Source organism: Acinetobacter sp. EKM10A (assembly GCF_011075215.1).
In the GTDB taxonomy this organism is placed as follows: domain Bacteria; phylum Pseudomonadota; class Gammaproteobacteria; order Pseudomonadales; family Moraxellaceae; genus Acinetobacter; species Acinetobacter baumannii.
This window is the reverse complement of record NZ_JAALLK010000006.1, coordinates 194,166-217,163: the sequence shown is the minus strand read 5'-3', so window position 1 is coordinate 217,163 and position 22,998 is coordinate 194,166. Positions and strand designations below refer to the sequence as shown.

Below are 22,998 nucleotides of genomic sequence, written 5' to 3'. Positions count from 1 at the left end.
TTGAACTTTTGTAGTTTATGTTTGCTTAGGCTATTTTTTCCTTACTTTCTAACGTCCATTCATAAGTTTCATAGTCGCCACTAATTCTATTTAAATAACGGATGACTAAAACCGTACCGATTAACGATGCAATAGAGACAATCAGCCCTAACATACCACCTGATAAAGCGGCAACGACATTTTGACCTGCTGACATCGCAACTACGATCGGAATATACATACCTGACCAATACAAGACGCCAAATTGTGTGACTTGAGGTAAGTAACCTTTTTTTGCCAATAATTCTTTAGATAAGATTAACAGAATCATCGAAATAGCCACTCCACCGACATTGGCTTTAACGCCTAATACCATGCCTAAGGTGTTACCAAGATAGTCACCTAATAAATGGCAGATCGCTAATATTGCTGTTCCATAAATAATCATTGTAAATCCCTCATATCCTTGGGTTATTACTCAATTTTTAATTTGTATTGTAATTACAAAGAAGCGTTATTTTCATTTTGCATTGCTAACTGAATGCTGTCTAAACGTGTTCCCTGAAATGACAATACAGTTCCTTCTTTAAATATTCGACGTGCAAGTGTAGTAAGCACCGTTCCCGGTAAAGCTTCTATCTGCAATCTCACACCTCGCTCCCATGCAGCTTGGATGGTACTTTCCCAATCTACGGTTCGACTCATATTAAAAGCCAAATCATCACCAATCTGTTCTGGCCTGCTAAGCGTACGAGCCGTTGTACCACTTAAATAACGTATTTTAGGCTGCTTTAAAGTCACTCCCTCCATAGACGTTGCAAGTTGCTTTGCTTGCTGACTTAATAATTCACAGTGCGATGGCACCGATACATCTAATTTTTTTGCCACCACGCCTTGTTGCCTTGCCAAAACAGCAACTTGGTTCATGGCTTCAAAGCTTCCTGAAATAACGATCTGGTTATGTGCATTAATATTTGCGACAAACACCTCTGGCGTTATTTCATAAATCTGTTTGACCCATGTTTCAACAGTTGCACGGTCTGTACCAATTAGGGCCGTCATACCATAGCCTGTTGGATAGGCGTTTTGCATGAGTTCACCTCGATAGGCAACCAAACGAACGGCATCCTCAAGGGCTAAAACTCCTGCTACAACCGCAGCCGACCATGCGCCAATTGATAGACCCGCTACATAATCAGGTGTTAAGTTTTCCGCTGTTAATAAAGCTGAACTCACCACACCTGAAATCAGTAAACAAAGCTGTACTGCACGTGTCGACTGCAATGCAGCTGGACTATCTAGCATCAAAACATCTGCTTTGAGTGCATCCGATGCACGCTCAAGGTATTCTTTAACCAGTGCGGTTTGAGGTAAATCGTGCAACATATTGCTTCTTTGCACACCTTGTCCCGGATATACCCAAATTGAAGCCATGATATCTATTCCCTAATTCCATGGGTTTTCTAATAAGACAGCACCATCAGGACGTTTTAATAGAACTTTTCTGCTATTCCTTGCCCATTCTTTTAATGCCAAACCGCCTTGTGGAAGTTGAAGCTGTATATCCACATTCAGCCCTGCTTGCTGAAAATTTTCGAGTAGCTCAATCGCCTGCTTTTTAGCAAAAGGTTGTTCAGCTCGAATCAACAAATCTATGTCACTTTGCTGGGTTACTGTTTTAATGCCCGTTGCCAGTTCAAACCCGAAACTTCCTGTATATCCCCAACATCCTGAAAAGTTTTTCATAATGCTAGAAATGCTCTGTAAACGTTCTGCCAAGTGTTTAAAGTGACTTGGATTTACTTCAGCTAGTGCTTCGGGTTTAAGCTGTCTGCTAATTACAGATCTTGGCATTTGCGCTGCATATCGTTGATAGCGAAATTGTCCTCTTATACCCACGGCCACCTGATCTTCAGGAGTAATTTCCCGTCGAACTACAACAGGATCACCACGTAGTAATACCTCTTTCACCCAATGTGGAGCATCATCGGCCAAGCAATCGACCGTCATACCCCACAACAAATCATGGGCTTCGAGCTTAAGTTTCATGACCATTGCTCACGCAATAATTCACGGACCTTTTTAGACATTTGACGGTTTTGGCCATGCAGTCTTTGTTCCAGTCCTCTCGATTGCTCAGCATTAATTTCTTTAAACGCTTGAGCAATTGCCTGTTTCGCTAACAAAAGATCATCGTTTGTCGGTTGTTCAGGGTTTTCAACAGATAACAGTTCAGATAACAAACCAAGCGTGGCATAACTTTCAATGTCATAAGCCATTGGTGGAATGCTTGAGGCCAATTGCTCTAACTCATCAACCGACCGTAAGGTAACGCGTGCAGCAGATTCCTTACCCATTGCATGCACCATAACACCTGAATCTTTTAAGGCAATAATACGATTGGCTTGGTATCCATGCGCCAAGAAAGCACCAGACATCGACTTACCAACCAATAAACTCACAATTGGATGACCTGCCAATCTGGCTCTAGCATAGCTATCTACTGCACCCGCTAAAGCTTGATGAATGCCTAATAATTCTTCACGACGCCCATAGGCCTGACTTGGAACATCAACCAGACATAAAATAGCGCGTTTAGTTTCAGCCTGTGCATCGGCTTGGATCACATCATCGACTACTTTTGCCAAACTCCAGCCTTCTAATAATCCAACTTCTCCTTGTTTTGCCCGTGGGAACAGATTATTGGTATCTTGCACAACGGTAATCACGCGCACCACTTGCTGATCAATCTGACCATCAGCCACCCAAATCGAAGCTGGAAAACCTTCAACTGTCTTAAAACCCTGCGTAAGTGCTTTAAACCAATGTGCACCACGAGTAGATGCTTTTAATGTATCAACGGCGATATTCATGCTTGCTCTCCTTGATACAAAGCTTGAACTTGTGCTGGGGTAATCTGCTCAGCAGTATCAACTTGTTGTAGCTTTTCTAAATAGAATGAGTAATTTGAACTACGATGCTGATGAGGTACGCCTTGAGTTAAATAAGCGATGACTTGCTGACGAATTTTCTGGCGATCATCGTCTACATAAGCATCTGCCAAACCACTAGTGAAGCGCTGATTACCACCCGTAATACTCCATATAAATGGACGATCTTTAGCGTTATATTCTTGTACACCAGCTTCTTGTTCTATCACTTGTGGGCCATTTAGACCTAAACGTCCTTCTTGTGTCATTACAATATAGCTACATAGTCCAGCTGCAATTGACATACCGCCGAAGCACCCTACACTGCCTGCGACCACAGCAATTACGGGTTGATACTGCCGTAAGTTCACAATTGCAGCCTGAATTTCAGCAATTGCAGCCAAACCCAGATTTGCTTCTTGTAAGCGAACGCCACCTGTTTCCAACAATAAAATTGCAGCTGTTGGAATGCCTTTCAGATTGTCTTCAACCGCAAGTTCTAAGGCACCCGCAATTTTGGCACCGCCCACCTCACCTAAACTGCCACCTTGAAATAAGCCTTCAATAGAAATTAAAACCACTGGGCGTTCTTGAATAGATCCTTTTGCAATCACCACGCCATCATCGGCTTGCGGCACAATATTCTGTTTAACGAGCCAAGGCGACATAACACGGGCAAATGGGTCGAGTAACTCTCGAAAAGTCCCTTCATCTAATAATGCTTTAGCACGCTCTCTTGCACTCAGCTCAATAAAATCTTGTTTATTTAACAAGCTCTCGATATCAGTCATGAGCAATCTCCTCCAATGCTTGTTCCAGTCGTAAGCGAACGACACCGGGAGTTGCACCAAAGTCATGAATATCAATATTGACCGCTGGCGGTATTTGAGCAGTAAAAATCCGTTCAAAAAGATTGTGCCAACGTGCTGCACTGCCATCTACCGAAGTCACTACCTGAATAGAGGTCTTTCCCTTTTCACCGGGTTCCATCAAAATTTCTAAATCGCCAGAGCCTACACATCCTACTAGTGCTTTTTTTACAGGTGGCTCTGTGGCCACAAATTCAAAATGAAGTGTTTCCATAATCAAAATCCCTTTTTATTTTTCACAGATGACTGCTCAACACGATCTATAAACAAGGTTGCTGCCAACAAATCTGCGGCACCACCAGCAGACGCCTTCATCCGAAGCAGATCAATCTCTAAAAGATGCAAAGCACGTCGACCTTCTAAGCTTGAACTGCCACCCAAATCCAATACTTGCTGAGCACCTTGTTGCATATGCTTTAAACCAGATGTTCCAGATCGATAAAGCACACAGGTATCGGTCAAATCAGTCATCATGGCAAGTAAGGCATCTAAACGAGCAAACTCTTCTTTCATGGGTTTACTACGACTTTGATAAAGTTGCTTTAACCCAAAATTCACAATAGTTGGAAAGCCTTGTTGTGCCTGTTCCTTGGCACCTAAGATGCCTAATTTCTTTTGTACTTGCTGACCATGACTCAAAGCCTGCTTTGGAATAAAGCGATCTTCAAACTGAGCAATCTGGCCTGCTAACTGGCATAGCTCAACAGCAGAAAAGTACTGTTGATTCGTGTGCGCTAATGCTGCTGCGGTAACCATTAACCCTAATGCCCAAATTGCACCGCGATGTGTGTTGACACCATTTGTCGCCAACATCATGGTCTTTTCACCTTGGCGGCCAATTTCTCCAATGTCTTCGCGTAAGGCCAGACAAACTTTTCCGTGATGCTTCGCAGCTTGAGCCATCGCTTCAAACATGGGTCCTAAACTTTTCGCAGAGCGCTCCATTAATTCCAAAGTCAGGTCATCATGTGCACCACTGCCACGGCGATCTACCAAGGCTGGTTTAGGCGTCAGATTAACTTCATCAATTAACGCTTTGACTGCCATATCTGCTAAAAGCTGACTATCGCTAAATGTTTGATATTGTACTTGTGCCATCATTACCAACTCCTGAATTTTGCAGGTGGTTGATATAAACCATCTGACCATGTCACCAAGTCGGCAATATTTTTCGCCGCTAAAAGTTCACGTGTGGCATCGGTACGGCGAATACCTAAATCTTCAGGGAATACCACCAGACCTTCACTTCTTAAACGTGCTGTTGTTTTTGGGTCTTGAGTTAAACCAATACTGGTCACACCTGCCACCGCAGCAATCATGGCTTGACGCTCTTCTTGACTGCTTGCTTTATATAGATAAGCAATGCCTTCTTCGGTCAGTAAATGGGTCACATCATCGCCATAAATCATGATCGGGGCTAAAGGTAAGCCTGCCGTTTTAGCAACATCAATCGCATCGAGACGATCTACAAAAGTTGGCTTGCCACCCTCTTGGAAGGTTTCCACCATTTGTACAACTAACTTTTTACCACGTGCCAAATAAGTTTCGGTTTCATTGGCACCTTGCAAACGCATATCTAACCATGCAGGTGTATCATGACGACGTCCGCGTGGATCATGCCCCATGTTTGGTGCACCACCGAAACCAGCCAAACGACCTTTGGTGACAGTTGAAGAATGGCCCATACCATCAACTTGCAAAGTTGCGCCAATAAACAAATCAACGGCGTACTGACCTGCAAGCTGACACATCATACGGTTGGAACGTAAAGCGCCATCACGACCTGTAAAGAAAACGTCGGGACGAGCAGCAACATATTTTTCCATACCGAGTTCGGTACCAAAGCAATGCACGCTTTCAACCCAACCGGTTTCAATCGCTGGAATTAAGGTTGGATGCGGATTCAGTGTCCAGTTTCGGCAAATTTTTCCTTTTAAACCTAGAGACTCGCCATAGGTCGGTAAAATCAGTTCAATTGCCGCAGTGTTAAAACCAATACCATGGTTTAACGATTGCACATTATGCTTTTCATAAATTCCGCGAATTGCCATCATCGCCATAAGCACATGCACTGGCTTAATGTGTTTCGGGTCACGAGTAAATAACGGTTCGATATAAAATGGCTGATCCGCCACCACCACATAATCAACCCAAGAAGCAGGAATATCGACACGGGGTAACTCTGAGACGTCATCGACCAGTTCATTGACCTGAACAATCACAATACCGTCACTAAAAGCAGCAGGTTCAATAAGTGCTGGAGAATCTTCGGTACTTGGACCTGTATAGATATTGCCTTGACGGTCTGCCATAAAACCCGCTGAGAGCACCACATTTGGAATGAGGTCGACTACCAAACGTGAATATAGTTCGATATAGGTATGAATCGCACCAATCTCTAGTAAACCATCTTCAATTAACTGACTAATACGCAAACTTTGTAGGCCAGCAAAAGAAAAATCGAGCTTACGCGCAATACCTTTTTCAAACAGATCAAGATGTTCTGAACGCCCTACGCTTGGCATGATCATATGCAAATCATGCAAAATATCTGGATTGGTTTGAGCCAAAGAGCGCGATAAAAAATCAGCCTGCTTTTGGTTATTCCCTTCGAGTACAACTTTGTCACCCGGTGTAATTAAGGTTTCCAAAACTTTAATAATGTCTTGAGTTGGAATCACCACACCATCGGTATATTGGTTTGCCATCTCTAGTTTTAGTTGTTTGGCATGACGCCGCTTTGTCCATAATCGTTCTTTATTCTGAACTGATCCTTCCATGTACTTACCTATAGATCGCAGTTTTGTTCTGAATCTATAAAAACGCTTTATGGAATTTCGATCAATCAACCTACTTCGTTAGTTATTAACTTCAGGTTAATGATTAATTTTATATTCGATGAATTTCTTCAAAAAACCAATCTAGACAGATTTTGACTTTGGGTAAATTTACGTATTGTGGTCGGTACACCAAATAATAAGAAAAGGGCGATGAGAAGTGAATTTGAGGAAATAATCGTATCAAACGCCCGGTTTGTATATCTTTTTGCACCATAACACTACGCGCTAATGCAACACCATGTCCTTCCATTGCAGCCTGTAAAACTGCAGATGAACTGTTGATTTGCATACCACGGCTAATATTGATGTCATTCAAACCTACACTTTTTAGCCAAGATTGCCACCCCGGAAATTGTTGATGTTTTTCCATAGAAAGATCATGAATTAAAGTGGTATTTTTCAGATCATTTGGGGTTAAGAGAAATGAATGTTCATTTAAAAATGCGGGCGAACATACGGGATAAACCTCTTCATCCATAAGTTTAACGGCTTCTAAACCTTGCCATTGTCCTTGACCATATCTGACACCCACATCGACTTTTTGTTCTAAAAAATCTACGGTTTTCAAGTTAATGTCTAAACGAATATCAATATCTGGATATTGTTTTTGAAAATGATCAATTCTTGGTAATAGCCATTTTTCGGCAAATGCAGGGCTCACCGCAATATTAAGCACACCTGATAGAGAATCTTGTTTTAATTTTTCCAAAGCCAAAGTCAACTTATCAAAACCCGCCCGAATATCCGGTAAAACCGACTCAGCCAGTTCGGTAGCAACCAGCCGATTTTTACCGTTAGTTTGCCGATGAAATAAAGGAAAACCTAACCAATCTTCAAGTGTGCGTACCAATTGCCCCACCGCAGCAGGTGTCACATTCAACTCTTTTGCCGCAGTAGAAAAACTTTTGTGTCGTGCACTGGCTTCAAAAGCACGAAGTGCATTGAGATAAACTGGTGAATTCATAACACTAAAGATTTTCTTTATTGGCTAAGTAGATTATCTCATTTGTACTTATAAATCTTTATTTCTAAAATGCTCTGTAATCTATTCATAACGATTAAATTTTTACATCTTGAGTAGGCTTGCTCACTCACTTTATTTATTTTGTTATTGAATAAAGAGAATTGCCTTTAGGAGGAGAGTATTCATGTTGATCCATACCGATTTTTCACAGGCTGTGATTATCAAACCTGAAGACTATCACTGGGTGAAATCTCCCCGTGGGGAAGTTGATCGTGTCATGCTCGATCGTATTGGCGATGAAGTAGCCCGCGCGACTAGTTTGGTCAAATATGCACCACATACAACTTTCCCTGAACATCGACATCATCATGGTGAAGAAATCCTCGTACTTTCAGGCGTATTTACTGAAAATCAAAATCAACACTATCCCGCTGGATGGTATTTACGGAGTCCCCATCAGTCGGTACATCAACCGTCGAGCGAAGAAGGTGCATTGATTTTTGTCAAACTTATGCAAATTCCTACGTCAGAAACTCAAACCTTACGAATCAATACCAATGACCCAACACAATGGCAAAAAATAGATTCGCGTTTAATTTGCACATTGGTTGATGCAAGTTATGAACACACTTATTTAGAAAAACTCAAGCCGCAGCAACTTTTTATTGAAGAAGCTGAGGGTGGAATCGAAATTTTGATTACCCAAGGTCAGTTGGTTGATAAAGAAATGGTTTTTGACGCTGGAACATGGATACGCCTACCTCCAAAAACACCTGCCCATTTTCAAGCGGGTTTGTCTGGCGCTTGTCTTTATGTAAAAACCGGACACCTAGCCTCAGCCATTGCTGAATATAATTAAAGGCTCTTTATGCTTCAAAATACTATGCACCGCCAAGTATTAATTTTGGCGAGTTCCCAATCACTTTTCCAAACCGTTTCTGTCATGGTCATGACCATTGGTGGCTTGGCTGGGGCAAATATTGCAAATACCCCAACACTTGCAACGCTGCCTATCGCCTCTATGTTTTTGGGTACGGCTTTAATGATGTTCCCTGCATCGATGCTCATGGCACGTGTAGGACGACGTAACGGTTTTCTATTTGGCGCTTTTTTAGGTGTGCTCGGCGGCATTATTGCATCAATCGGCATTTTTTATAGCTCACTCATGCTTCTGGCTTTGGGTACGCTATGTGTCGGGGCCTATCAATCCTTTGCTCAGTTTTACCGTTTTGCTGCCAGTGAAGTGGCAAATGATGCGTTCCGCTCACGCGCTATTTCTTGGGTTATGGCAGGTGGAATTGTTGCAGCACTGATTGGTCCGACTTTAGCCCGTTTTGGTGGACCCTTATTCCAGCATTTAGAATATATCGGTTCATTTTTAATTATTAGTATCATCTCACTTGTGGCAATGGGCATTTTATCTAGCTTACATATAGCTGATACAGTTGAGCAAAAGTCTGACTTTACTGCTGGTCGTCCATGGCAACAGATTGTCTTTCAACCGACCTATTTAGTTGCTCTGTTTGGTGCCGTCACAGGTTATGGCATTATGATTTTAGGTATGACCGCAACACCCATTGCCATGCGACATTCACACCATGAACTTGGGTCAATTACGACAGTCATTCAACTACATGTACTTGGTATGTTTTTACCCTCATTCTTTACTGGACATTTAATCGCTCGCTTTGGTGTGCTTAAAATCATGTTTGCAGGTCTTTTATTATTTGCTTGCTACATTGGGTTTGCTCTCTCAGGTATTCAGTTCGCATCTTTTGCTATTTCTTTAATTTTATTAGGCGTGGGTTGGAACTTTTTATTTATTGGCAGTACTTCTTTACTCACAGGAACTTATTCTGTAGCTGAAAAAGCCAAGGCCCAAGCTATTAACGATATGACCGTTTTTGTTGTCGGTTTGATTTGTTCGTTTAGTGCAGGTGCTTTACTGGATTTATTTGGCTGGAAAGCAATGAATATGGCTTTAATACCATGGCTGGTGATTGCCGCAGCTTCTCTCTTTTGGCTAAGCCAAAAAAGAGAAAAACAGCTTGCTTAAAATTCCTTTTAACGCGGTTTGCTCAATAGCCATTCTAGATTTTGACGGACCGCAGGCCATTCATGTTTTAAAATACTGTAAACATGAGTGTCCCGCAAAATATCATCTTTCACAATTTGATGGCTTCTTAGCACACCGTCTAGCTTTGCACCCAAGCGTACAATCGCGGCTTGACTTTGAACATTTAAAGAAGATGTGCGTAACTCAACCGCAATACAGTTTAAAGTCTCAAATGCATGAGCCAACAATAGCTTTTTACATTCAGTATTTACAGGCGTACGTTGTGCAGACTTTCGATACCATGTTGAGCCAATTTCTACACGGCGATGGGCTTCTTCAATATGCATTAAAGTTGTCATGCCCAGCGCTCGCCCCGTTTTTCGGTCTTCAATATAAAATGGCAACATAGAGCCGGATTTTTGCAAATCAAGACGTCTTTCAATTTCAGCAGCCATCTGTTCAGGTCTTGGCACACGGGTATACCAAAGATTATAGAGTTCCCCATCGCAAACGGCCTCTTTGAGCGCTTCAGCTTGAGTTACATCTAGCGGCTTTAAAATAACGTGTTCACCCAATAACTCAACAGGTGTAGTCAAAGACATCTTTATCTCCTCAATTGATATTAAGCTTTTATATTTTCAAAATTATTTATTTAACTCAGCCACACTGTACATGGCATTCGCTATAGTTTGATGACCAGATTTCGATAGGCCATCTGCCGCGCCTAAAATGTCTCGGCGTTCTTTGTTTTGCCCAAGTTTTGATTTTCCTTGCAGCTTGGTAATTTCAATTTCCATTCCCACAATCGCCTTTAACATCGGTTCAAGATAGTCTTTTGGTGCATCTGACATTTTCCATGGTTCAGGTTGAGAAGCTTCATGGGTGCGGGTTAAACGAGCCACAACACCACGGACGTAACGTTCATCATCTCGAATCGTCACTTTCCCATAAGCATGCACAACCCTATAGTTCCATGTGGGTACTTGTCTGTGCTGTTCATGTTTGGATGGGTACCAGTTTGGTGAAATATAAGCATCTCCTGCTTGAAAAACGACCAATACCTCATCTCCATTTTTAATGTCCTGCCAAACAGAATTATTTCGTGACACATGAGCATGTAGCATGCCAAATTTCCCTTCATTTGCTTGTAACTCGAATGGAAGATGATTTGCATCTAAGTCATTACTTCCATGCGTAAAAAGCACCCCAAATGGATGTTCTGTAATAAGAGAATGCAATACATCCAAACGGTTTTCTGCAAAATCATCAGGGATATACATGGCTAAAAACCTCGCTGTAAATATCAGGGCTATTTATATTTTGTGTTGTAAATTTTCTGGTTTATGTGGTTTATTAAAAAGAACCACTTTGTATTTTTTTAAGTAGACCAGAATTATGGCAAGAATGGCAAAAGTTGTGGAACTTCCGTCTATTGCAAAGATTGATAAAAGCCAAGGAAAGATAAGTGCTCAACTGACCCAAGCTTTGCGTGAAGCTGTACAAAGTGGTGATTTACAGCCCGGCGATCCGTTGCCTTCTTCACGTGAACTGGCTCAAACACTTGGGGTCGCTCGCGGAACGATTATCGAAGCTTACGATCAGCTTTTAGCTGAAGGTGTATTTGACTCTCAACCACGAACTGGCACTTATGTGTCTCATGCTTTGGTTAAAACATCTGTAATACAACATTCATCAAAAGAAAATAAACCTAACTCGATATCGTTGACCAAATCGGCACGTTCTTATGCCAAAGTGCTTGATGAATTTAAGCCACTTCCTCATGTTCCTTTTGCGGTATCTGTCCCCGTCGGTCGTACTCAACCGAGCGACATCTGGCGTAAATTTGGTAATAAATATAGATCACGAGGTGCAGGGATTCCTTCGGGTTATGGCGAACCTCAAGGCGTGTTATCACTAAGAGTCGCTATAGCAGACTATGTCCGACGGTCACGCTCTGTCCACTGCGAACCTGACCAAATTGTGATTACACCTGGCATCCAGCAATCACTTTATATTTGTAGCCAGATTTTATTTGAAGCAAAAGATGAAGTTTGGGTTGAAGATCCGGCTTATCGGGGTACAACGGCTATTTTTGAGCATGCTGTACAAAATATTCGAATGGTGCGTGTTCCTGTTGATGAAGAAGGCATTCAGGTTGAAACTGGGATTAAGCTTTCTAAACATGCCCGTGCTGCTTTTGTGACACCGTCTCACCAATATCCACTTGGTATGCCAATGAGTCTAGCAAGACGTACAGCTTTATTAACTTGGGCAAAGCAACAAAATGCATGGATCATTGAAGATGACTACGATAGTGAACTTCGTTATAACGGGCAGCCTTTCCCTTCTTTACAAGGCATGGCACCCGACCAAGTCATTTATCTTGGCACTTTCAGTAAGGTCCTATTTCCGTCTCTTAGACTTGGCTATGCTGTGTTACCTAAAGAATTGGTAGCACCTTTTTGTGGGCTTAGAGTCTTAATTGATCGACACCCGCCTGCAGCTGACCAGCACGTTTTGGCTGCTTTTATTCAAGAGGGTTATTTGGAACGACATATTCGACGTACTCGAAATGTCTATGCAGAAGTTCGAGAATACATTATTGGCTTGATTGAAAAATACATACCTCAAGAACTGGCTTGGTTACAGCCAGGCGATCAAGGCATGCATATGGTGTTATGGCTTGCTCAACATATTAATGATATTGACGTTGCAAGCTCGGCAGTCGATGCAGGTATTGCCATCAAAGCAATTTCACCGACATTTTCAAAAGAGCGGCGACGTTCGGGTTTAATTGTCGGCTTAGGCGATTTTGAACCCGAACTGATGCAACAAGCTATCAAAAAATTATCAAAGATTATTCAACAGCACGCCAAGTCAATGTAGGTAAACCTTACAACAGCAACCATAGATGAATCGCAAATGGTCCAATGAGTACCATTAAAATACCAGCAATAACCATGGTTAAACTGGCAATCACCCCTTCTTCACTATTGCGCTGCTGTGCTCTAACTGTACCAAAACCATGCGCTGCGTTACCCAAGGCGGCACCATTTGCCACATTAGAACGAATTTTAGTAATTGCCAAAATTGCATCGCCACAAATCATACCGACCAAACCGGTAATAACAGTAAATAGGGAAACCAATGCCGCCGAACCATGAATATCTTCAGCTAAAATCATGGCAAAAGGTGTTGAAATAGAACGTGCCATCAAACTGTTGGTGACTTCAGGGCTAAAGTGGAACCACTGCGCCATTTTATAGGCAGTCATCACGCCTACACTCATGCCCACAATAATCGCAATCGTAAGAACTCCGAGGTTTTTACGAATCGTTTCCCGATAACGATAAATCGGTATAGCGAAAGCTACCGTTGCAGGACCTAATAAATTAACAATCCACTGGGTATCTTCTGCGTAAGTTTGATATGAAATTCCAAAAATCGTCATCAAAATGATGGTAAGTACAGGCACACTAATTGCGGGTGATAACCAAAGTTTTGGATGTTTTTGATAGATTCGCTTTGCCACAACATAGGCGGCCAAAGTCCAGATGAGACAAAGAATTGACCAGATATTCATGTCATTATGCTCTTTAGATATGCTTATGTTGAAGACGTTTTCTAGCCTGTAAGTAAGCCTTCAAACGATTGTAATAATGAATAGTCAGTGAAGTGCTTAACATGACTAAAATGGTCCCAACCCCAATGCTTAAGACGATTTGCCATCCTTCGGTCATAAAAAGGGTTTTATACTGGACAACGGCAACGACTACAGGCACAAAAAACAGTAATAGCTCACCTAAAACCACAGTTGCTCCCATTGCCACCTGATCCATTTTGATAATTTTAAAGAACAGGCATAAAAGCAATAAAAACATACCTAAAATACCTGCCGAGACAGGCACACCGAGTTTTTGGTGTAAGAGATATCCGATCCACCAAAATCCAGCCAAAATGAGAATTTGTTTAACTAACACGAACAGTGATGGTTGTGAGGGTGTTCCAGAAGCAGATTCAGTACTCATTTTTCGAAATTAAATGGTTAACTACACTATTATGCTAGCTTGGTTAAACCTGCTAAATATGAATTATTCATGTTAATATTATTCCAAAATGGAATAATCTATTCTTTATTATGCTTTCTCTAAAATCATTACAGTGCTTTGTTACTCTGGTTAAAACTAAAAGTTTTACCCGTACTGCTGAAGAGTTATATCTGACTCAGCCCACCATTAGTAAAATATTACAACAACTCGAAGAGCAGCTTCAGGTACAGCTTTTGGTTAAACCCGATCATGGACGAAAAAGACAAATTGAACTAACTGAAATTGGAGAGCGCATTTATCAACATGCGATTGAGCTTCTTCAAGCAGAACAGAACATCTTTCTTGAAATTGAAAACTACCAACAATTAAAAACAGGAACTCTAAAACTTGGCGTTCCGCCTTTAGGCTCGCAGCTCTTAACGACTGCCCTATTTGATTATCATCAGCAATTGCCAGATATTGAATTAGCTTTTATGGAAGTTGGTTCACGCGGTATTGAACAAGCTTTGCTTAACAATGAACTAGACGTTGGCGTTTTATTGCAGCCTTTTGATAAGCAAATCTTTAATAGCATCGAGTTATGTAACTACCCTTTAATGGTACTTTTACGTCGTGATGCAACTTGGGCAACCCGCAAAAAAATAAATCTAGAAGAGCTACAACACCAATCATTTTTAATGTTTCCTGAAAATTTCTCTTTAAACAGTATTATTCTCGATGCTTGTAAGCAGCATGGTTTTTACCCAACCATTGCTTGCCGTACCAGCCAATGGCATCTCTTGGCAGACATGGTGTTACAACGTATGGGAATTGCGCTTCTCCCTCAATATTATACCGACATGCTTGACCCGACTTTATTTGCAGCAGTGCCACTCGAAAAACCAAATATTCAGTGGCACTTAGTCATGGCTTGGAAAAAGAATCTTCCTGTCTCACCAGCGGTACAGGCATGGCTTAGTATTGTTCGTCAGCATTTTCAACACATTAAGCCCTAACGTAGAACACTGAAATAGCTTAATTCAAAAACCGATAAAGCTTTTCCACAAAAAAGCTACCCAATCTTGGATCAGCTCACTTAGACTAGATCCGATTGTTTTATGACATGGACAATAACAATGAATAATGAACATTTTAAGCTGTACACAGATTCACAATTTCTAAGCCCCTACGCGTTTACAGTTTTTGTAGGGCTACATGAAAAACAAATTCCATTTGAAATAGCGACCATCAACTTAGGCCAGCAAGGCCAGTTTGAAAAATCTTATGTAGCAAAGTCACTAACTGCCAAAGTGCCTGTACTTGAGCATAATGATTTTGCCTTATCAGAATCTTCTGCCATTTTGGAATATCTTGAAGAGCTTTATCCAAACACAGCTATTTATCCAAAAGATATTCAAGCACGCGCAAGAGCAAGACAAATTCAGGCATGGCTCCGATCGGACTTAGTAGCCCTAAGAACTGAACGTCCAACCGATGTTATTTTTATTCAGCCCAAGTCCACTCCACTTTCAGAAGAAGGCAAAAAAGCTGCGGAGAAACTTTTCTTTGTTGCAGAAAAACTTCTTGCGTCTGATGCCGAATTTCTTTTTGGTTCATGGAGTATTGTGGATGCTGAACTTGCCCTGATGTTGCAACGCCTTATTCAAAATGGTGATGCTGTACCACAGCGTTTAAAAACCTATGCATTACAGCAATGGCAACGTCCGAGCGTACAAAAATGGCTTGCCTTGCGACATAAATAAATCCTTATATTTACACCAAACATGAGATAAAAAATGAGTGATTCAAACTATATTCCTCCACAAGTTTGGCAATGGACTGGAGAGAAAACCGATTTAAACCAACCTACCTCAGGTGCGCGTTATGAACATACACTTCCAGTAGGGAAACATCCGCTCCAGCTCTATTCTTTAGCAACGCCTAATGGTCAAAAAGTCACTATTTTGCTAGAAGAGCTTTTAGCGTTAGGACATAAAGATGCTGAATATGATGCTTGGCTGATTAAAATTGGTGAAGGACAGCAATTTGGTAGTGGCTTTGTAGAAATTAATCCCAACTCTAAAATTCCAGCATTGGTTGACCATAGTCAAAACCCGCCATTAAGAGTATTTGAGTCTGGCTCAATTTTGCTTTACTTGGCTGAAAAGTTTAAAGCATTCATTCCGACTGATATTGCTGCACGTACTGAATGCCTCAATTGGTTATTCTGGCAAATGGGCAGTGCACCTTACTTAGGTGGTGGTTTTGGACATTTTTATGCTTATGCCCCTGTTAAAATTGAATATGCGATTAACCGCTTTGCAATGGAAACAAAACGCTTACTTGATGTATTAGATCAGCATCTGGCAAAAAACGAATATTTGGCTGGTTCTGAATATAGCATCGCTGATATTGCAGCGTTCCCTTGGTATGGCGGTCTTGTTAAAAACTGGGTGTATAACGGCGCGGAGTTTTTAGGTGTCGATCAATATAAAAATGTTCAATGTTGGGCAGATGCGATTTTAGCGCGCCCTGCGGTACAACGTGGCCGTATGGTCAACCGTACTTTTGGTGATTTAGCTACGCAGTTGCATGAACGCCATGATGCGAGTGATTTTGAGACCAAGACTCAAGATAAATTGCAGAATCAGTCTTAAAAATATCATTTAGTTTTTGACTTACCCGCAAGATATTTCATTTTTGCGGGTATACAAAGTTGGCAAAATAGCCCGTGTATAACTCACTCAGCCAAGCGACAAAAACTCGTACGCGTGGCGAGAGCTGCCGATGCTGCGGATATAAAGCAGAAACTGACATCTTCGGGATTTCCCACTCAGATAAAACCTGAACCAGACGCCCATTTTTTAATTCATTTGCCACATGGTAGCGCGGTACTTGAATTAAGCCAGCCCCTTGTAAGGCAGATAATACATAGTTTTCAGCGTCATTTACCGCGATCCAGCTTTTCAAAAAATAATCTTGTTTTTTGCCATTCACCATCAATTCAAATGGATAATTCCGTCCGCCTGATGTCGAAAAGAAATTGACACAATAATGTGATAACAAATCTTCTGGTTGCTCTGGCGTTCCATGTTTATTTAAATAGTCAGGACTTGCACAAATGACTTGTGGCATATCGACCAAATGTCTGGCAATTAAAGTGGAATCATCTAAACGCCCCGCCCTCACTACGCAGTCTATCCCTTCCCTAATCAGATCAACCAAGCGATCCCCCGTACTGATTACCAGTTCAATGTCAGGGTATAACTCGTGAAATTGGTCGATATTGGGTAAAACAATTTTAGTTGCATGTGCGCCTGATAAATCGACACGTAATAAACCACGGGGCTGAGCAATTACATTGCGTAAAGATGATTCGGCATCATCAAGTTCCGATAATATTTGTGTGCAGCGTTCATAAAATGCCTGTCCATCTAGTGATGGCCTTACATGCCGAGTCGTCCGCTCTAGTAAACGGCACTGTAAGTTATTCTCTAACTCCTTAATGGCATTACTTGCTGTAGCACGTGGGATATTTAGCTGATCGGCTGCCTGACTAAAACTACCCAGCTCTACGATACGGGTAAAAAGTTGCAAGGTATCAAATTTGTCCATGGTGATATCTTTTAACCCTATCCATTATTAATATATACGGAATTATCTTATCCAATTCTGATGATTTATCCCATATTTCTATATTATTAAAATAAGCCATACTTACTCAAACAGGCAATCTAAAAATGAATATTTCAATAAAAACAGCTCTGGTTACTGGCGCATCACGTGGTATTGGCCGTGCTGTTGCAGAACGTTTAGCTCAAAATGGTTTTTATGTGATTGTTAACTATGCTGGCAATAAAGCGCATGCCCAAGCCACTGTAGAACATATTATTGAGCAAGGTGGTCAAGCCTCAGCTATTCAGGCGGATGTTGCAAATGAACATGAGGTGAGCCGTTTGTTTCAAGAAGCTAAAGCGATTAACGGGCAATTAGACGTTGTGGTTCATAGTGCCGGTATTATGCCTATGGCAAAAATTACACCTGAAAGCCTGCCAGATTTCGATAAAGTAATTCATACCAATTTACGTGGCGCGTTTTTAATATTGGCGCATGCGGCCGAAACAGTGCCAGATGGTGGCCGGATTATTGCGCTTTCGACCAGTGTAATTGCCAAATCTTTTCCTTTATATGGTCCTTATATTGCTTCAAAAGCAGGTCTCGAAGGTTTGGTACATGTGTTAGCAAATGAGTTACGTGGACGGAATATTACTGTAAACGCCGTTGCACCCGGCCCGACAGGCACTGACCTTTTTTATAATGGAAAAACTGATGAACAAGTAGCGGCTATTGCAAAACTTGCTCCATTGGAACGAATCGGAACACCTAACGAAATTGCTGACGTAGTGGCCATGTTGGCTGGTCCAGATGGGCGCTGGGTAAACTCTCAAGTCATTCGTGTAAATGGTGGATTTGCTTAATTTTAAAAACCGTGCGGATTATTTTAATCTGTACGGTTTTTTACTAAATAATAAAATTTCTTAAATTTATTTTATTTTAATAACTTTATAAGATTAACTAATACTGTTTTATATAAAATATTCACCGCTCTTATTTATCAAAATAATATATATAAATAGATATTCCTTATTTTTGCTTATATTTAAAAACGCGTAAATTGAACCTTAACAATCTGAATCAAAGATAAGGATATATTCAATGAACGCTAAATTAAATACTGAAACTCCACAAGGTTTTATCTCAAATGGTTCAAATACATCCTTTTCGGCCGAAGATATTCTTGCTAAAGCGCAGCAATATGCACAAGAACACGAACTAAATTTTAGTGGCAGTTTATCACCTGTTGACGCATGGCAACTCGTACAACAAGGAGAAGCTGTTTTAGTTGATGTGCGTACCAATGAAGAACGTAAATTTGTGGGTTATGTCCCTGAAAGTATCCATGTTGCATGGGCAACAGGCACATCATTTAACCGTAATCCACGCTTTTTAAAAGAACTTGAATCAAAAGTTGGTAAAGACAAAACCATTCTTTTGTTATGCCGTAGTGGCAACCGTTCAGCACAAGCTGCCGAAACCGCATTTAATGCAGGTTTTGAACACATTTATAACGTTCTTGAAGGCTTCGAAGGCGATCTAAATGATCAACAACAGCGTAATCAGAAAAATGGCTGGCGCATCCACCAACTTCCTTGGCAACAAGACTAATACTTCAATCAATTTTCAGTGAATCAAGGAAAGCTTGTGACTCAATGGAACATTAATGCGGTTGTACAAGGTTTACAACAAGCAAGGCATGACTGGCGTCAGCAACAGCACAGGACAAAAGAATTTGGGGGCCGCGAACTTCCATCTAAAGAAGCTTTAAAGGCCATTTTAGATGACCTGTGCGGCATTTTATTTCCAATGCGTTTAGGCCCTGCCGACTTACGTCAGGAAACTGAAGATTCTTATATTGCCTATACTTTAAATCGGGTGCTAACAGCCTTACATGCTCAAGTACAACTGGCTTTGAATTATGAAGCAAAACGTCATTTGGGTCATTCAAGCCCAGTGCAGCAGCCACAAGAACTTGCTCAAACTATTGTGCAGGATTTTGCCAACACTTTGCCCTCTATACGGCGCCTTTTAGACGGCGATGTGCGGGCGGCTTATGAAGGTGATCCAGCAGCACATAGTGTAGATGAAGTATTACTCTGCTATCCGGGCATATTTGCGATTATTTATCACAGAATTGCCCATCAGCTCTATGCTCAAGTGCCTTTATTGTCACGCATTATTTCGGAGTTGGCTCACTCTGCAACAGGAATTGATATTCATCCGGGTGCGCAAATCGGCAAAGGATTTTTCATTGATCATGGTACGGGTGTGGTGATTGGCGAGACTTGTGTGATTGGGGAACGCGTTCGTATTTATCAGGCCGTGACCCTTGGAGCAAAACGCTTTGAAACCAATGATGATGGTGGTTTGAAAAAAGATTATATACGCCATCCAATTGTTGAAGATGATGTCGTGATTTATGCAGGTGCCACTATTTTAGGCCGTATTACCATTGGTCGAGGGTCAATTATTGGGGGGAATGTTTGGCTAACCCATAGTGTTGCTGCAGGTAGCCAGATTTTACAGTCACCGAATGAGTCTTATCAAAAAAATCATATTGCCGGTTAAAAACTATAGATGTGAAATAAATAGATAAGGAGATAAATAAACAAAGAACGTGGAGATTAATAAAATGCTTATTTCTAGTTTAAATATATTTTTATTTAGAAAATAGATAACTCATTAATAAGCTCAGTATTTAAAAAATTTATAACGCGATTTTAATTTTAAAACCAGAACTAATTCTAGTTTATATGCATCCTAGAATTTTTATTTTCAAAAAGCCAATGCAATAAGGAAAAATGATTCATGGCGAAAAATACAGACAAAGCCCAACTTGCACTTGGGGACCATGCGGCCCGTCAACTGGCCAATGCAACCAAGACAGCTCCCCAGCTTTCTACAATTACTCCCCGCTGGCTGACTCACTTACTTCAATGGATTCCTGTTGAAGCAGGTATTTATCGCCTAAACCGTGTCAATAATACCGATGATATTCAGGTGGCTTGCACACAACGTGATGAAGCAACTTTACCTCAAACTTTTGTTGATTATGACCCAGAGCCACGCGAATACTTTTTAAATGGTGTATCTACTGTTTTAGATGTGCATACACGTGTTGCCGACCTTTACAGCAGCCCACACGACCAAATTAAAGAACAGCTTCGCTTAACCATTGAAACCATTAAAGAACGTCAAGAAAGCGAGCTTATCAATAACCCTGAATACGGTTTACTAGCAAGTGTGACAGATGACCAACGTATTTCGACTTTAAATGGTCCACCTACTCCTGATGATCTTGATGATTTGCTACGTAAAGTCTGGAAAGAACCGGGATTTTTCCTAGCACACCCTGATGCGATTGCAGCATTTGGCCGTGAATGTACACGCCGTGGTGTACCGCCTCCAACAGTTAGTCTGTTTGGTTCGCAGTTCATTACATGGCGCGGAATTCCACTTATTCCATCAAATAAAATTCCTGTAGAAGATGGCAAAACTAAAATCTTGCTGCTTCGTGTTGGTGAAAAGCGTCAAGGGATTGTTGGTTTGTTCCAACCGGGTCTTGCGGGTGAACAGTCACCGGGGCTTTCAGTACGTTTTATGGGAATCAACCGTAACGCGATTGCGTCGTATCTAATCTCGTTATATTGCTCACTTGCAGTATTAACAGACGATGCGTTGGCAGTATTAGATGATGTGGAGGTGGACAAATATCATGACTACCCAGTTAACTACAAGTAATCTGCAAGGTAGTCCAATAGGGTCTGAAGTGGTTGGTGTTAATCCACCAGCCAACTTCCCCGATGAGTCCACCATTGCTCAACTTGCTAATGAGTTTTTTTCAGCATTACCAAGCTCAAGCAGTTCGACTTCTTCATCGGGCCTTAACTTGGACTTACCTGTCGGAGCGCCACCGCACCCACCACAACCGGGTGAACCATTTTCTGCACTCAGTGGTCGTGCGCCCAATATCGCCTTTCAGAAAAGTCTCAATCCGGAATTTCCTGAGCATATTCCAAATTTGCCAGACTACCCTGAACGCCGAATTGTAGCGTCTGCGCCTGTGGTTGGTGGAGCTAATTTGCCACGCCCACCATTTGAACCACATTTACCACAAGCTGCTCATAGTGAACCCAATGTGCCACGCATTGAACCAAACTTACCCACTGGTGCAGGTGAATCACCTTATTATTTTTTAAATGATTTTTCTGCTCCCAATACAGCAGAACCATCTGTTAAAGGTGTTGAAGATAATTATTCGGTTGCACAGTCTTTTCAATTGCCACATGGTGACCAGCTGAAATCATTGCTGACGGAAGATCGTTTTGCAACGAACACGCCTCCCCAAAGTTCGGCAAGCTCTGCATTTTATTTTTTAGACTTGCCTCAAACTGGACAAAGTTATAGTCACTATCAACCATCACAACCCACTTTTGTAGCAAGCGGTGCTCAACCACTCGATGTGCATGCCATACGTCGCGATTTCCCAATTTTACAGGAACGCGTCAATGGTCGACCTCTAGTCTGGTTTGATAACGCCGCAACTACACAAAAACCGCAACGTGTGATTGATCGGATTACTTATTTTTATCAGCATGAAAACTCAAATATTCACCGTGCTGCACATGAGTTAGCAGCTCGTGCAACCGATGCCTATGAACATGCGCGAAATGTGGTTGCTCGATTTATTGGTGCACCCTCTTCCAAAGAGATTATCTTTGTACGAGGCACCACCGAAGGGATTAACCTGATTGCAAAAACATGGGGTGAGCAAAATATTGGTGAAGGTGATGAAATTATTGTTTCTCACTTAGAACACCATGCCAATATTGTGCCTTGGTATCAACTCACTAAAAAAACTGGAGCAAAATTAAGAGTCATTCCTGTGGATGACACGGGCCAGATTATTTTAGAAGAGTTACCGAAACTGATTAATGAACGTACTAAACTGTTGTCGATTACTCAAGTTTCGAATGCTTTAGGTACAGTCACACCTGTTGCTGAAGTCATTAAAATTGCCCATGCCAAAGGTGTACGCGTTTTAGTTGACGGTGCTCAATCTGTTTCGCACATCCCTACCAATGTACAAGCTCTCGATGCAGACCTTTTTGTGTTCTCTGGACATAAAGTGTTTGGGCCGACGGGCATTGGTGCGGTCTATGCAAAAACAGAACTACTTGAAAGTATGCCTGTCTGGGAAGGCGGCGGTAACATGATTCAGGATGTGACCTTCGAACAGGTAGTTTACCAACCTGCACCAAACAAGTTTGAAGCTGGAACTGGAAACATTGCCGATGCCGTTGGTTTAGGTGCTGCACTTGAATATGTCGAAAGTCTAGGTATTCATAACATTGCTCGCTATGAACATGATCTACTCGAATATGGTCAAAATGCGCTGAGTAGTGTGTCTGGTTTACGTCTGATCGGAACGGCACATCATAAAGCCAGTGTTATGTCCTTTACTTTACAAGGCTATTCAACCGAACAAGTCGGTAAAGCTTTAAATCAACATGGTATTGCTGTACGTTCTGGTCACCACTGTGCACAGCCAATTTTACGTCGTTTTGGTGTAGAACAGACCGTGCGTCCGTCTTTGGCTTTTTATAATACGACGGAAGAAATTGATTTATTGGTGTCGGTGTTACATCAACTGACACGTAATAGGCGTAGCAATTAAATCTATTTGTAGAAAAGACTGCTTTTGAGCGGTCTTT

Annotated in this window: 25 protein-coding genes; 11 read left to right on the top strand and 14 right to left on the bottom strand. The window is 41.5% G+C overall.

Translation table 11 applies throughout. The features are described 5' to 3' along the window. Positions 1–25: 25 nt before the first annotated feature. The 9 genes from madL to gcvA form a co-directional block, all read right to left on the bottom strand. Positions 26–427 (bottom strand): malonate transporter subunit MadL, encoded by a 402-nt coding sequence (gene madL / locus G9371_RS10440; protein WP_000587903.1) that lies wholly within the window; start codon positions 425–427, stop codon positions 26–28. Positions 428–480: 53 nt separating this feature from the next. Continuing rightward, entirely contained in the window at positions 481–1,413 is a 933-nt protein-coding gene (mdcH, locus tag G9371_RS10435) for a malonate decarboxylase subunit epsilon (protein ID WP_029424429.1), read from the bottom strand. 12 nt (positions 1,414–1,425) lie between these two features. After that, positions 1,426–2,034, bottom strand: coding sequence for a malonate decarboxylase holo-ACP synthase (locus G9371_RS10430; RefSeq protein ID WP_086221544.1), 609 nt, complete (start codon positions 2,032–2,034; stop codon positions 1,426–1,428). Continuing rightward, entirely contained in the window at positions 2,025–2,852 is an 828-nt protein-coding gene (mdcE, locus tag G9371_RS10425; protein ID WP_001017582.1) for a biotin-independent malonate decarboxylase subunit gamma, read from the bottom strand. The genes G9371_RS10430 and mdcE overlap by 10 nt, the downstream gene beginning before the upstream one ends. After that, a complete protein-coding gene (locus tag G9371_RS10420) occupies positions 2,849–3,700 on the bottom strand; it encodes a biotin-independent malonate decarboxylase subunit beta (protein WP_000129619.1) in 852 nt (283 codons plus the stop codon). The genes mdcE and G9371_RS10420 overlap by 4 nt, the downstream gene beginning before the upstream one ends. Continuing rightward, positions 3,693–3,992: a malonate decarboxylase subunit delta gene (locus G9371_RS10415; protein WP_000448953.1), complete on the bottom strand. Its 300-nt coding sequence runs from the start codon at positions 3,990–3,992 to the stop codon at positions 3,693–3,695. Before G9371_RS10415 ends, G9371_RS10420 begins: the two co-directional genes overlap by 8 nt. A 2-nt stretch (positions 3,993–3,994) precedes the next feature. After that, entirely contained in the window at positions 3,995–4,879 is an 885-nt protein-coding gene (locus G9371_RS10410) for a triphosphoribosyl-dephospho-CoA synthase (RefSeq protein ID WP_029424431.1), read from the bottom strand. Beyond that, positions 4,879–6,558, bottom strand: coding sequence for a malonate decarboxylase subunit alpha (gene mdcA / locus G9371_RS10405; protein WP_029424432.1), 1,680 nt, complete (start codon positions 6,556–6,558; stop codon positions 4,879–4,881). Before mdcA ends, G9371_RS10410 begins: the two co-directional genes overlap by 1 nt. Before the next feature lie 109 nt (positions 6,559–6,667). After that, positions 6,668–7,582 (bottom strand): transcriptional regulator GcvA, encoded by a 915-nt coding sequence (gcvA, locus tag G9371_RS10400; protein ID WP_029424433.1) that lies wholly within the window; start codon positions 7,580–7,582, stop codon positions 6,668–6,670. 184 nt (positions 7,583–7,766) lie between these two features. Here gcvA and G9371_RS10395 point away from each other — a divergent pair, with 184 nt between their 5' ends. Both G9371_RS10395 and G9371_RS10390 read left to right on the top strand, forming a co-directional pair. After that, on the top strand, positions 7,767–8,441 hold the full coding sequence (locus G9371_RS10395; protein ID WP_029424434.1) for a cupin domain-containing protein: 675 nt from the start codon (positions 7,767–7,769) through the stop codon (positions 8,439–8,441). Positions 8,442–8,450: 9 nt separating this feature from the next. Further along, positions 8,451–9,638, top strand: a complete 1,188-nt coding sequence (locus G9371_RS10390) for an MFS transporter (protein WP_029424435.1) — start codon at positions 8,451–8,453, stop codon at positions 9,636–9,638. An 8-nt stretch (positions 9,639–9,646) separates the two neighbouring features. Here the strand turns inward: G9371_RS10390 and G9371_RS10385 are convergent, their stop codons facing one another. Beyond that, positions 9,647–10,240 carry a GNAT family N-acetyltransferase gene (locus G9371_RS10385; protein WP_029424436.1) on the bottom strand — a complete coding sequence of 198 codons (594 nt, stop codon included), beginning with the start codon at positions 10,238–10,240 and terminating at the stop codon, positions 9,647–9,649. Positions 10,241–10,282: 42 nt separating this feature from the next. Then, positions 10,283–10,918 carry an FMN-binding negative transcriptional regulator gene (locus G9371_RS10380; RefSeq protein WP_029424437.1) on the bottom strand — a complete coding sequence of 212 codons (636 nt, stop codon included), beginning with the start codon at positions 10,916–10,918 and terminating at the stop codon, positions 10,283–10,285. 115 nt (positions 10,919–11,033) lie between these two features. Here G9371_RS10380 and G9371_RS10375 point away from each other — a divergent pair, with 115 nt between their 5' ends. After that, positions 11,034–12,524: a PLP-dependent aminotransferase family protein gene (locus G9371_RS10375; protein ID WP_029424438.1), complete on the top strand. Its 1,491-nt coding sequence runs from the start codon at positions 11,034–11,036 to the stop codon at positions 12,522–12,524. Positions 12,525–12,531: 7 nt separating this feature from the next. On the opposite strand, the gene G9371_RS10370 is transcribed toward G9371_RS10375, so the two are convergent. Both G9371_RS10370 and G9371_RS10365 read right to left on the bottom strand, forming a co-directional pair. Next, positions 12,532–13,221, bottom strand: a complete 690-nt coding sequence (locus tag G9371_RS10370) for an LrgB family protein (RefSeq protein ID WP_001028702.1) — start codon at positions 13,219–13,221, stop codon at positions 12,532–12,534. Between the two features lie 13 nt (positions 13,222–13,234). After that, positions 13,235–13,666, bottom strand: a complete 432-nt coding sequence (locus tag G9371_RS10365; RefSeq protein ID WP_000102768.1) for a CidA/LrgA family protein — start codon at positions 13,664–13,666, stop codon at positions 13,235–13,237. A gap of 110 nt (positions 13,667–13,776) precedes the next feature. Between G9371_RS10365 and G9371_RS10360 the strand changes: the two genes are divergently transcribed. The 3 genes from G9371_RS10360 (at position 13,777) to yghU (ending at position 16,323) form a co-directional block, all read left to right on the top strand. Beyond that, positions 13,777–14,682 (top strand): LysR family transcriptional regulator, encoded by a 906-nt coding sequence (locus G9371_RS10360; protein WP_029424439.1) that lies wholly within the window; start codon positions 13,777–13,779, stop codon positions 14,680–14,682. A 120-nt stretch (positions 14,683–14,802) separates the two neighbouring features. Beyond that, the gene (gene yfcF, locus G9371_RS10355) at positions 14,803–15,429 is read left to right on the top strand and encodes a glutathione transferase (RefSeq protein ID WP_029424440.1); all 627 of its coding nucleotides are present in this window, start codon (positions 14,803–14,805) and stop codon (positions 15,427–15,429) included. 33 nt (positions 15,430–15,462) lie between these two features. After that, complete coding sequence (gene yghU, locus G9371_RS10350; RefSeq protein WP_029424441.1) at positions 15,463–16,323, top strand: glutathione-dependent disulfide-bond oxidoreductase; 861 nt, start codon at positions 15,463–15,465, stop codon at positions 16,321–16,323. A gap of 37 nt (positions 16,324–16,360) precedes the next feature. Here yghU and G9371_RS10345 read toward each other — a convergent pair whose 3' ends face one another. Then, positions 16,361–17,281 (bottom strand): LysR family transcriptional regulator, encoded by a 921-nt coding sequence (locus G9371_RS10345; protein ID WP_029424442.1) that lies wholly within the window; start codon positions 17,279–17,281, stop codon positions 16,361–16,363. 125 nt (positions 17,282–17,406) lie between these two features. On the opposite strand from G9371_RS10345, the gene G9371_RS10340 reads away from it, so the two are divergent. The 5 genes from G9371_RS10340 (at position 17,407) to G9371_RS10320 (ending at position 22,961) form a co-directional block, all read left to right on the top strand. Continuing rightward, a complete protein-coding gene (locus G9371_RS10340) occupies positions 17,407–18,144 on the top strand; it encodes an SDR family oxidoreductase (protein WP_029424443.1) in 738 nt (245 codons plus the stop codon). Positions 18,145–18,382: 238 nt separating this feature from the next. Then, entirely contained in the window at positions 18,383–18,892 is a 510-nt protein-coding gene (locus G9371_RS10335; RefSeq protein WP_029424444.1) for a rhodanese-like domain-containing protein, read from the top strand. Between the two features lie 18 nt (positions 18,893–18,910). Continuing rightward, positions 18,911–19,852, top strand: coding sequence for a serine O-acetyltransferase EpsC (gene epsC, locus G9371_RS10330; RefSeq protein ID WP_086221422.1), 942 nt, complete (start codon positions 18,911–18,913; stop codon positions 19,850–19,852). Positions 19,853–20,092: 240 nt separating this feature from the next. Further along, positions 20,093–21,025 carry a family 2A encapsulin nanocompartment shell protein gene (locus G9371_RS10325; protein ID WP_001107594.1) on the top strand — a complete coding sequence of 311 codons (933 nt, stop codon included), beginning with the start codon at positions 20,093–20,095 and terminating at the stop codon, positions 21,023–21,025. Continuing rightward, positions 21,000–22,961, top strand: coding sequence for a family 2A encapsulin nanocompartment cargo protein cysteine desulfurase (locus tag G9371_RS10320; RefSeq protein ID WP_032050368.1), 1,962 nt, complete (start codon positions 21,000–21,002; stop codon positions 22,959–22,961). The genes G9371_RS10325 and G9371_RS10320 overlap by 26 nt, the downstream gene beginning before the upstream one ends. The last annotated feature ends 37 nt before the right edge of the window (positions 22,962–22,998 follow it).

Bases quoted from the DNA above. Each gene is read 5' to 3' on its own strand.
- madL (WP_000587903.1), bottom strand. From the start codon at position 427: ATGATTATTTATGGAACAGCAATATTAGCGATCTGCCATTTATTAGGT.
- mdcH (WP_029424429.1), bottom strand. From the start codon at position 1,413: ATGGCTTCAATTTGGGTATATCCGGGACAAGGTGTGCAAAGAAGCAAT.
- G9371_RS10430 (WP_086221544.1), bottom strand. From the start codon at position 2,034: ATGGTCATGAAACTTAAGCTCGAAGCCCATGATTTGTTGTGGGGTATG.
- mdcE (WP_001017582.1), bottom strand. From the start codon at position 2,852: ATGAATATCGCCGTTGATACATTAAAAGCATCTACTCGTGGTGCACAT.
- G9371_RS10420 (WP_000129619.1), bottom strand. From the start codon at position 3,700: ATGACTGATATCGAGAGCTTGTTAAATAAACAAGATTTTATTGAGCTG.
- G9371_RS10415 (WP_000448953.1), bottom strand. From the start codon at position 3,992: ATGGAAACACTTCATTTTGAATTTGTGGCCACAGAGCCACCTGTAAAA.
- G9371_RS10410 (WP_029424431.1), bottom strand. From the start codon at position 4,879: ATGATGGCACAAGTACAATATCAAACATTTAGCGATAGTCAGCTTTTA.
- mdcA (WP_029424432.1), bottom strand. From the start codon at position 6,558: ATGGAAGGATCAGTTCAGAATAAAGAACGATTATGGACAAAGCGGCGT.
- gcvA (WP_029424433.1), bottom strand. From the start codon at position 7,582: ATGAATTCACCAGTTTATCTCAATGCACTTCGTGCTTTTGAAGCCAGT.
- G9371_RS10395 (WP_029424434.1), top strand. From the start codon at position 7,767: ATGTTGATCCATACCGATTTTTCACAGGCTGTGATTATCAAACCTGAA.
- G9371_RS10390 (WP_029424435.1), top strand. From the start codon at position 8,451: ATGCTTCAAAATACTATGCACCGCCAAGTATTAATTTTGGCGAGTTCC.
- G9371_RS10385 (WP_029424436.1), bottom strand. From the start codon at position 10,240: ATGTCTTTGACTACACCTGTTGAGTTATTGGGTGAACACGTTATTTTA.
- G9371_RS10380 (WP_029424437.1), bottom strand. From the start codon at position 10,918: ATGTATATCCCTGATGATTTTGCAGAAAACCGTTTGGATGTATTGCAT.
- G9371_RS10375 (WP_029424438.1), top strand. From the start codon at position 11,034: ATGGCAAGAATGGCAAAAGTTGTGGAACTTCCGTCTATTGCAAAGATT.
- G9371_RS10370 (WP_001028702.1), bottom strand. From the start codon at position 13,221: ATGAATATCTGGTCAATTCTTTGTCTCATCTGGACTTTGGCCGCCTAT.
- G9371_RS10365 (WP_000102768.1), bottom strand. From the start codon at position 13,666: ATGAGTACTGAATCTGCTTCTGGAACACCCTCACAACCATCACTGTTC.
- G9371_RS10360 (WP_029424439.1), top strand. From the start codon at position 13,777: ATGCTTTCTCTAAAATCATTACAGTGCTTTGTTACTCTGGTTAAAACT.
- yfcF (WP_029424440.1), top strand. From the start codon at position 14,803: ATGAATAATGAACATTTTAAGCTGTACACAGATTCACAATTTCTAAGC.
- yghU (WP_029424441.1), top strand. From the start codon at position 15,463: ATGAGTGATTCAAACTATATTCCTCCACAAGTTTGGCAATGGACTGGA.
- G9371_RS10345 (WP_029424442.1), bottom strand. From the start codon at position 17,281: ATGGACAAATTTGATACCTTGCAACTTTTTACCCGTATCGTAGAGCTG.
- G9371_RS10340 (WP_029424443.1), top strand. From the start codon at position 17,407: ATGAATATTTCAATAAAAACAGCTCTGGTTACTGGCGCATCACGTGGT.
- G9371_RS10335 (WP_029424444.1), top strand. From the start codon at position 18,383: ATGAACGCTAAATTAAATACTGAAACTCCACAAGGTTTTATCTCAAAT.
- G9371_RS10325 (WP_001107594.1), top strand. From the start codon at position 20,093: ATGGCGAAAAATACAGACAAAGCCCAACTTGCACTTGGGGACCATGCG.
- G9371_RS10320 (WP_032050368.1), top strand. From the start codon at position 21,000: ATGACTACCCAGTTAACTACAAGTAATCTGCAAGGTAGTCCAATAGGG.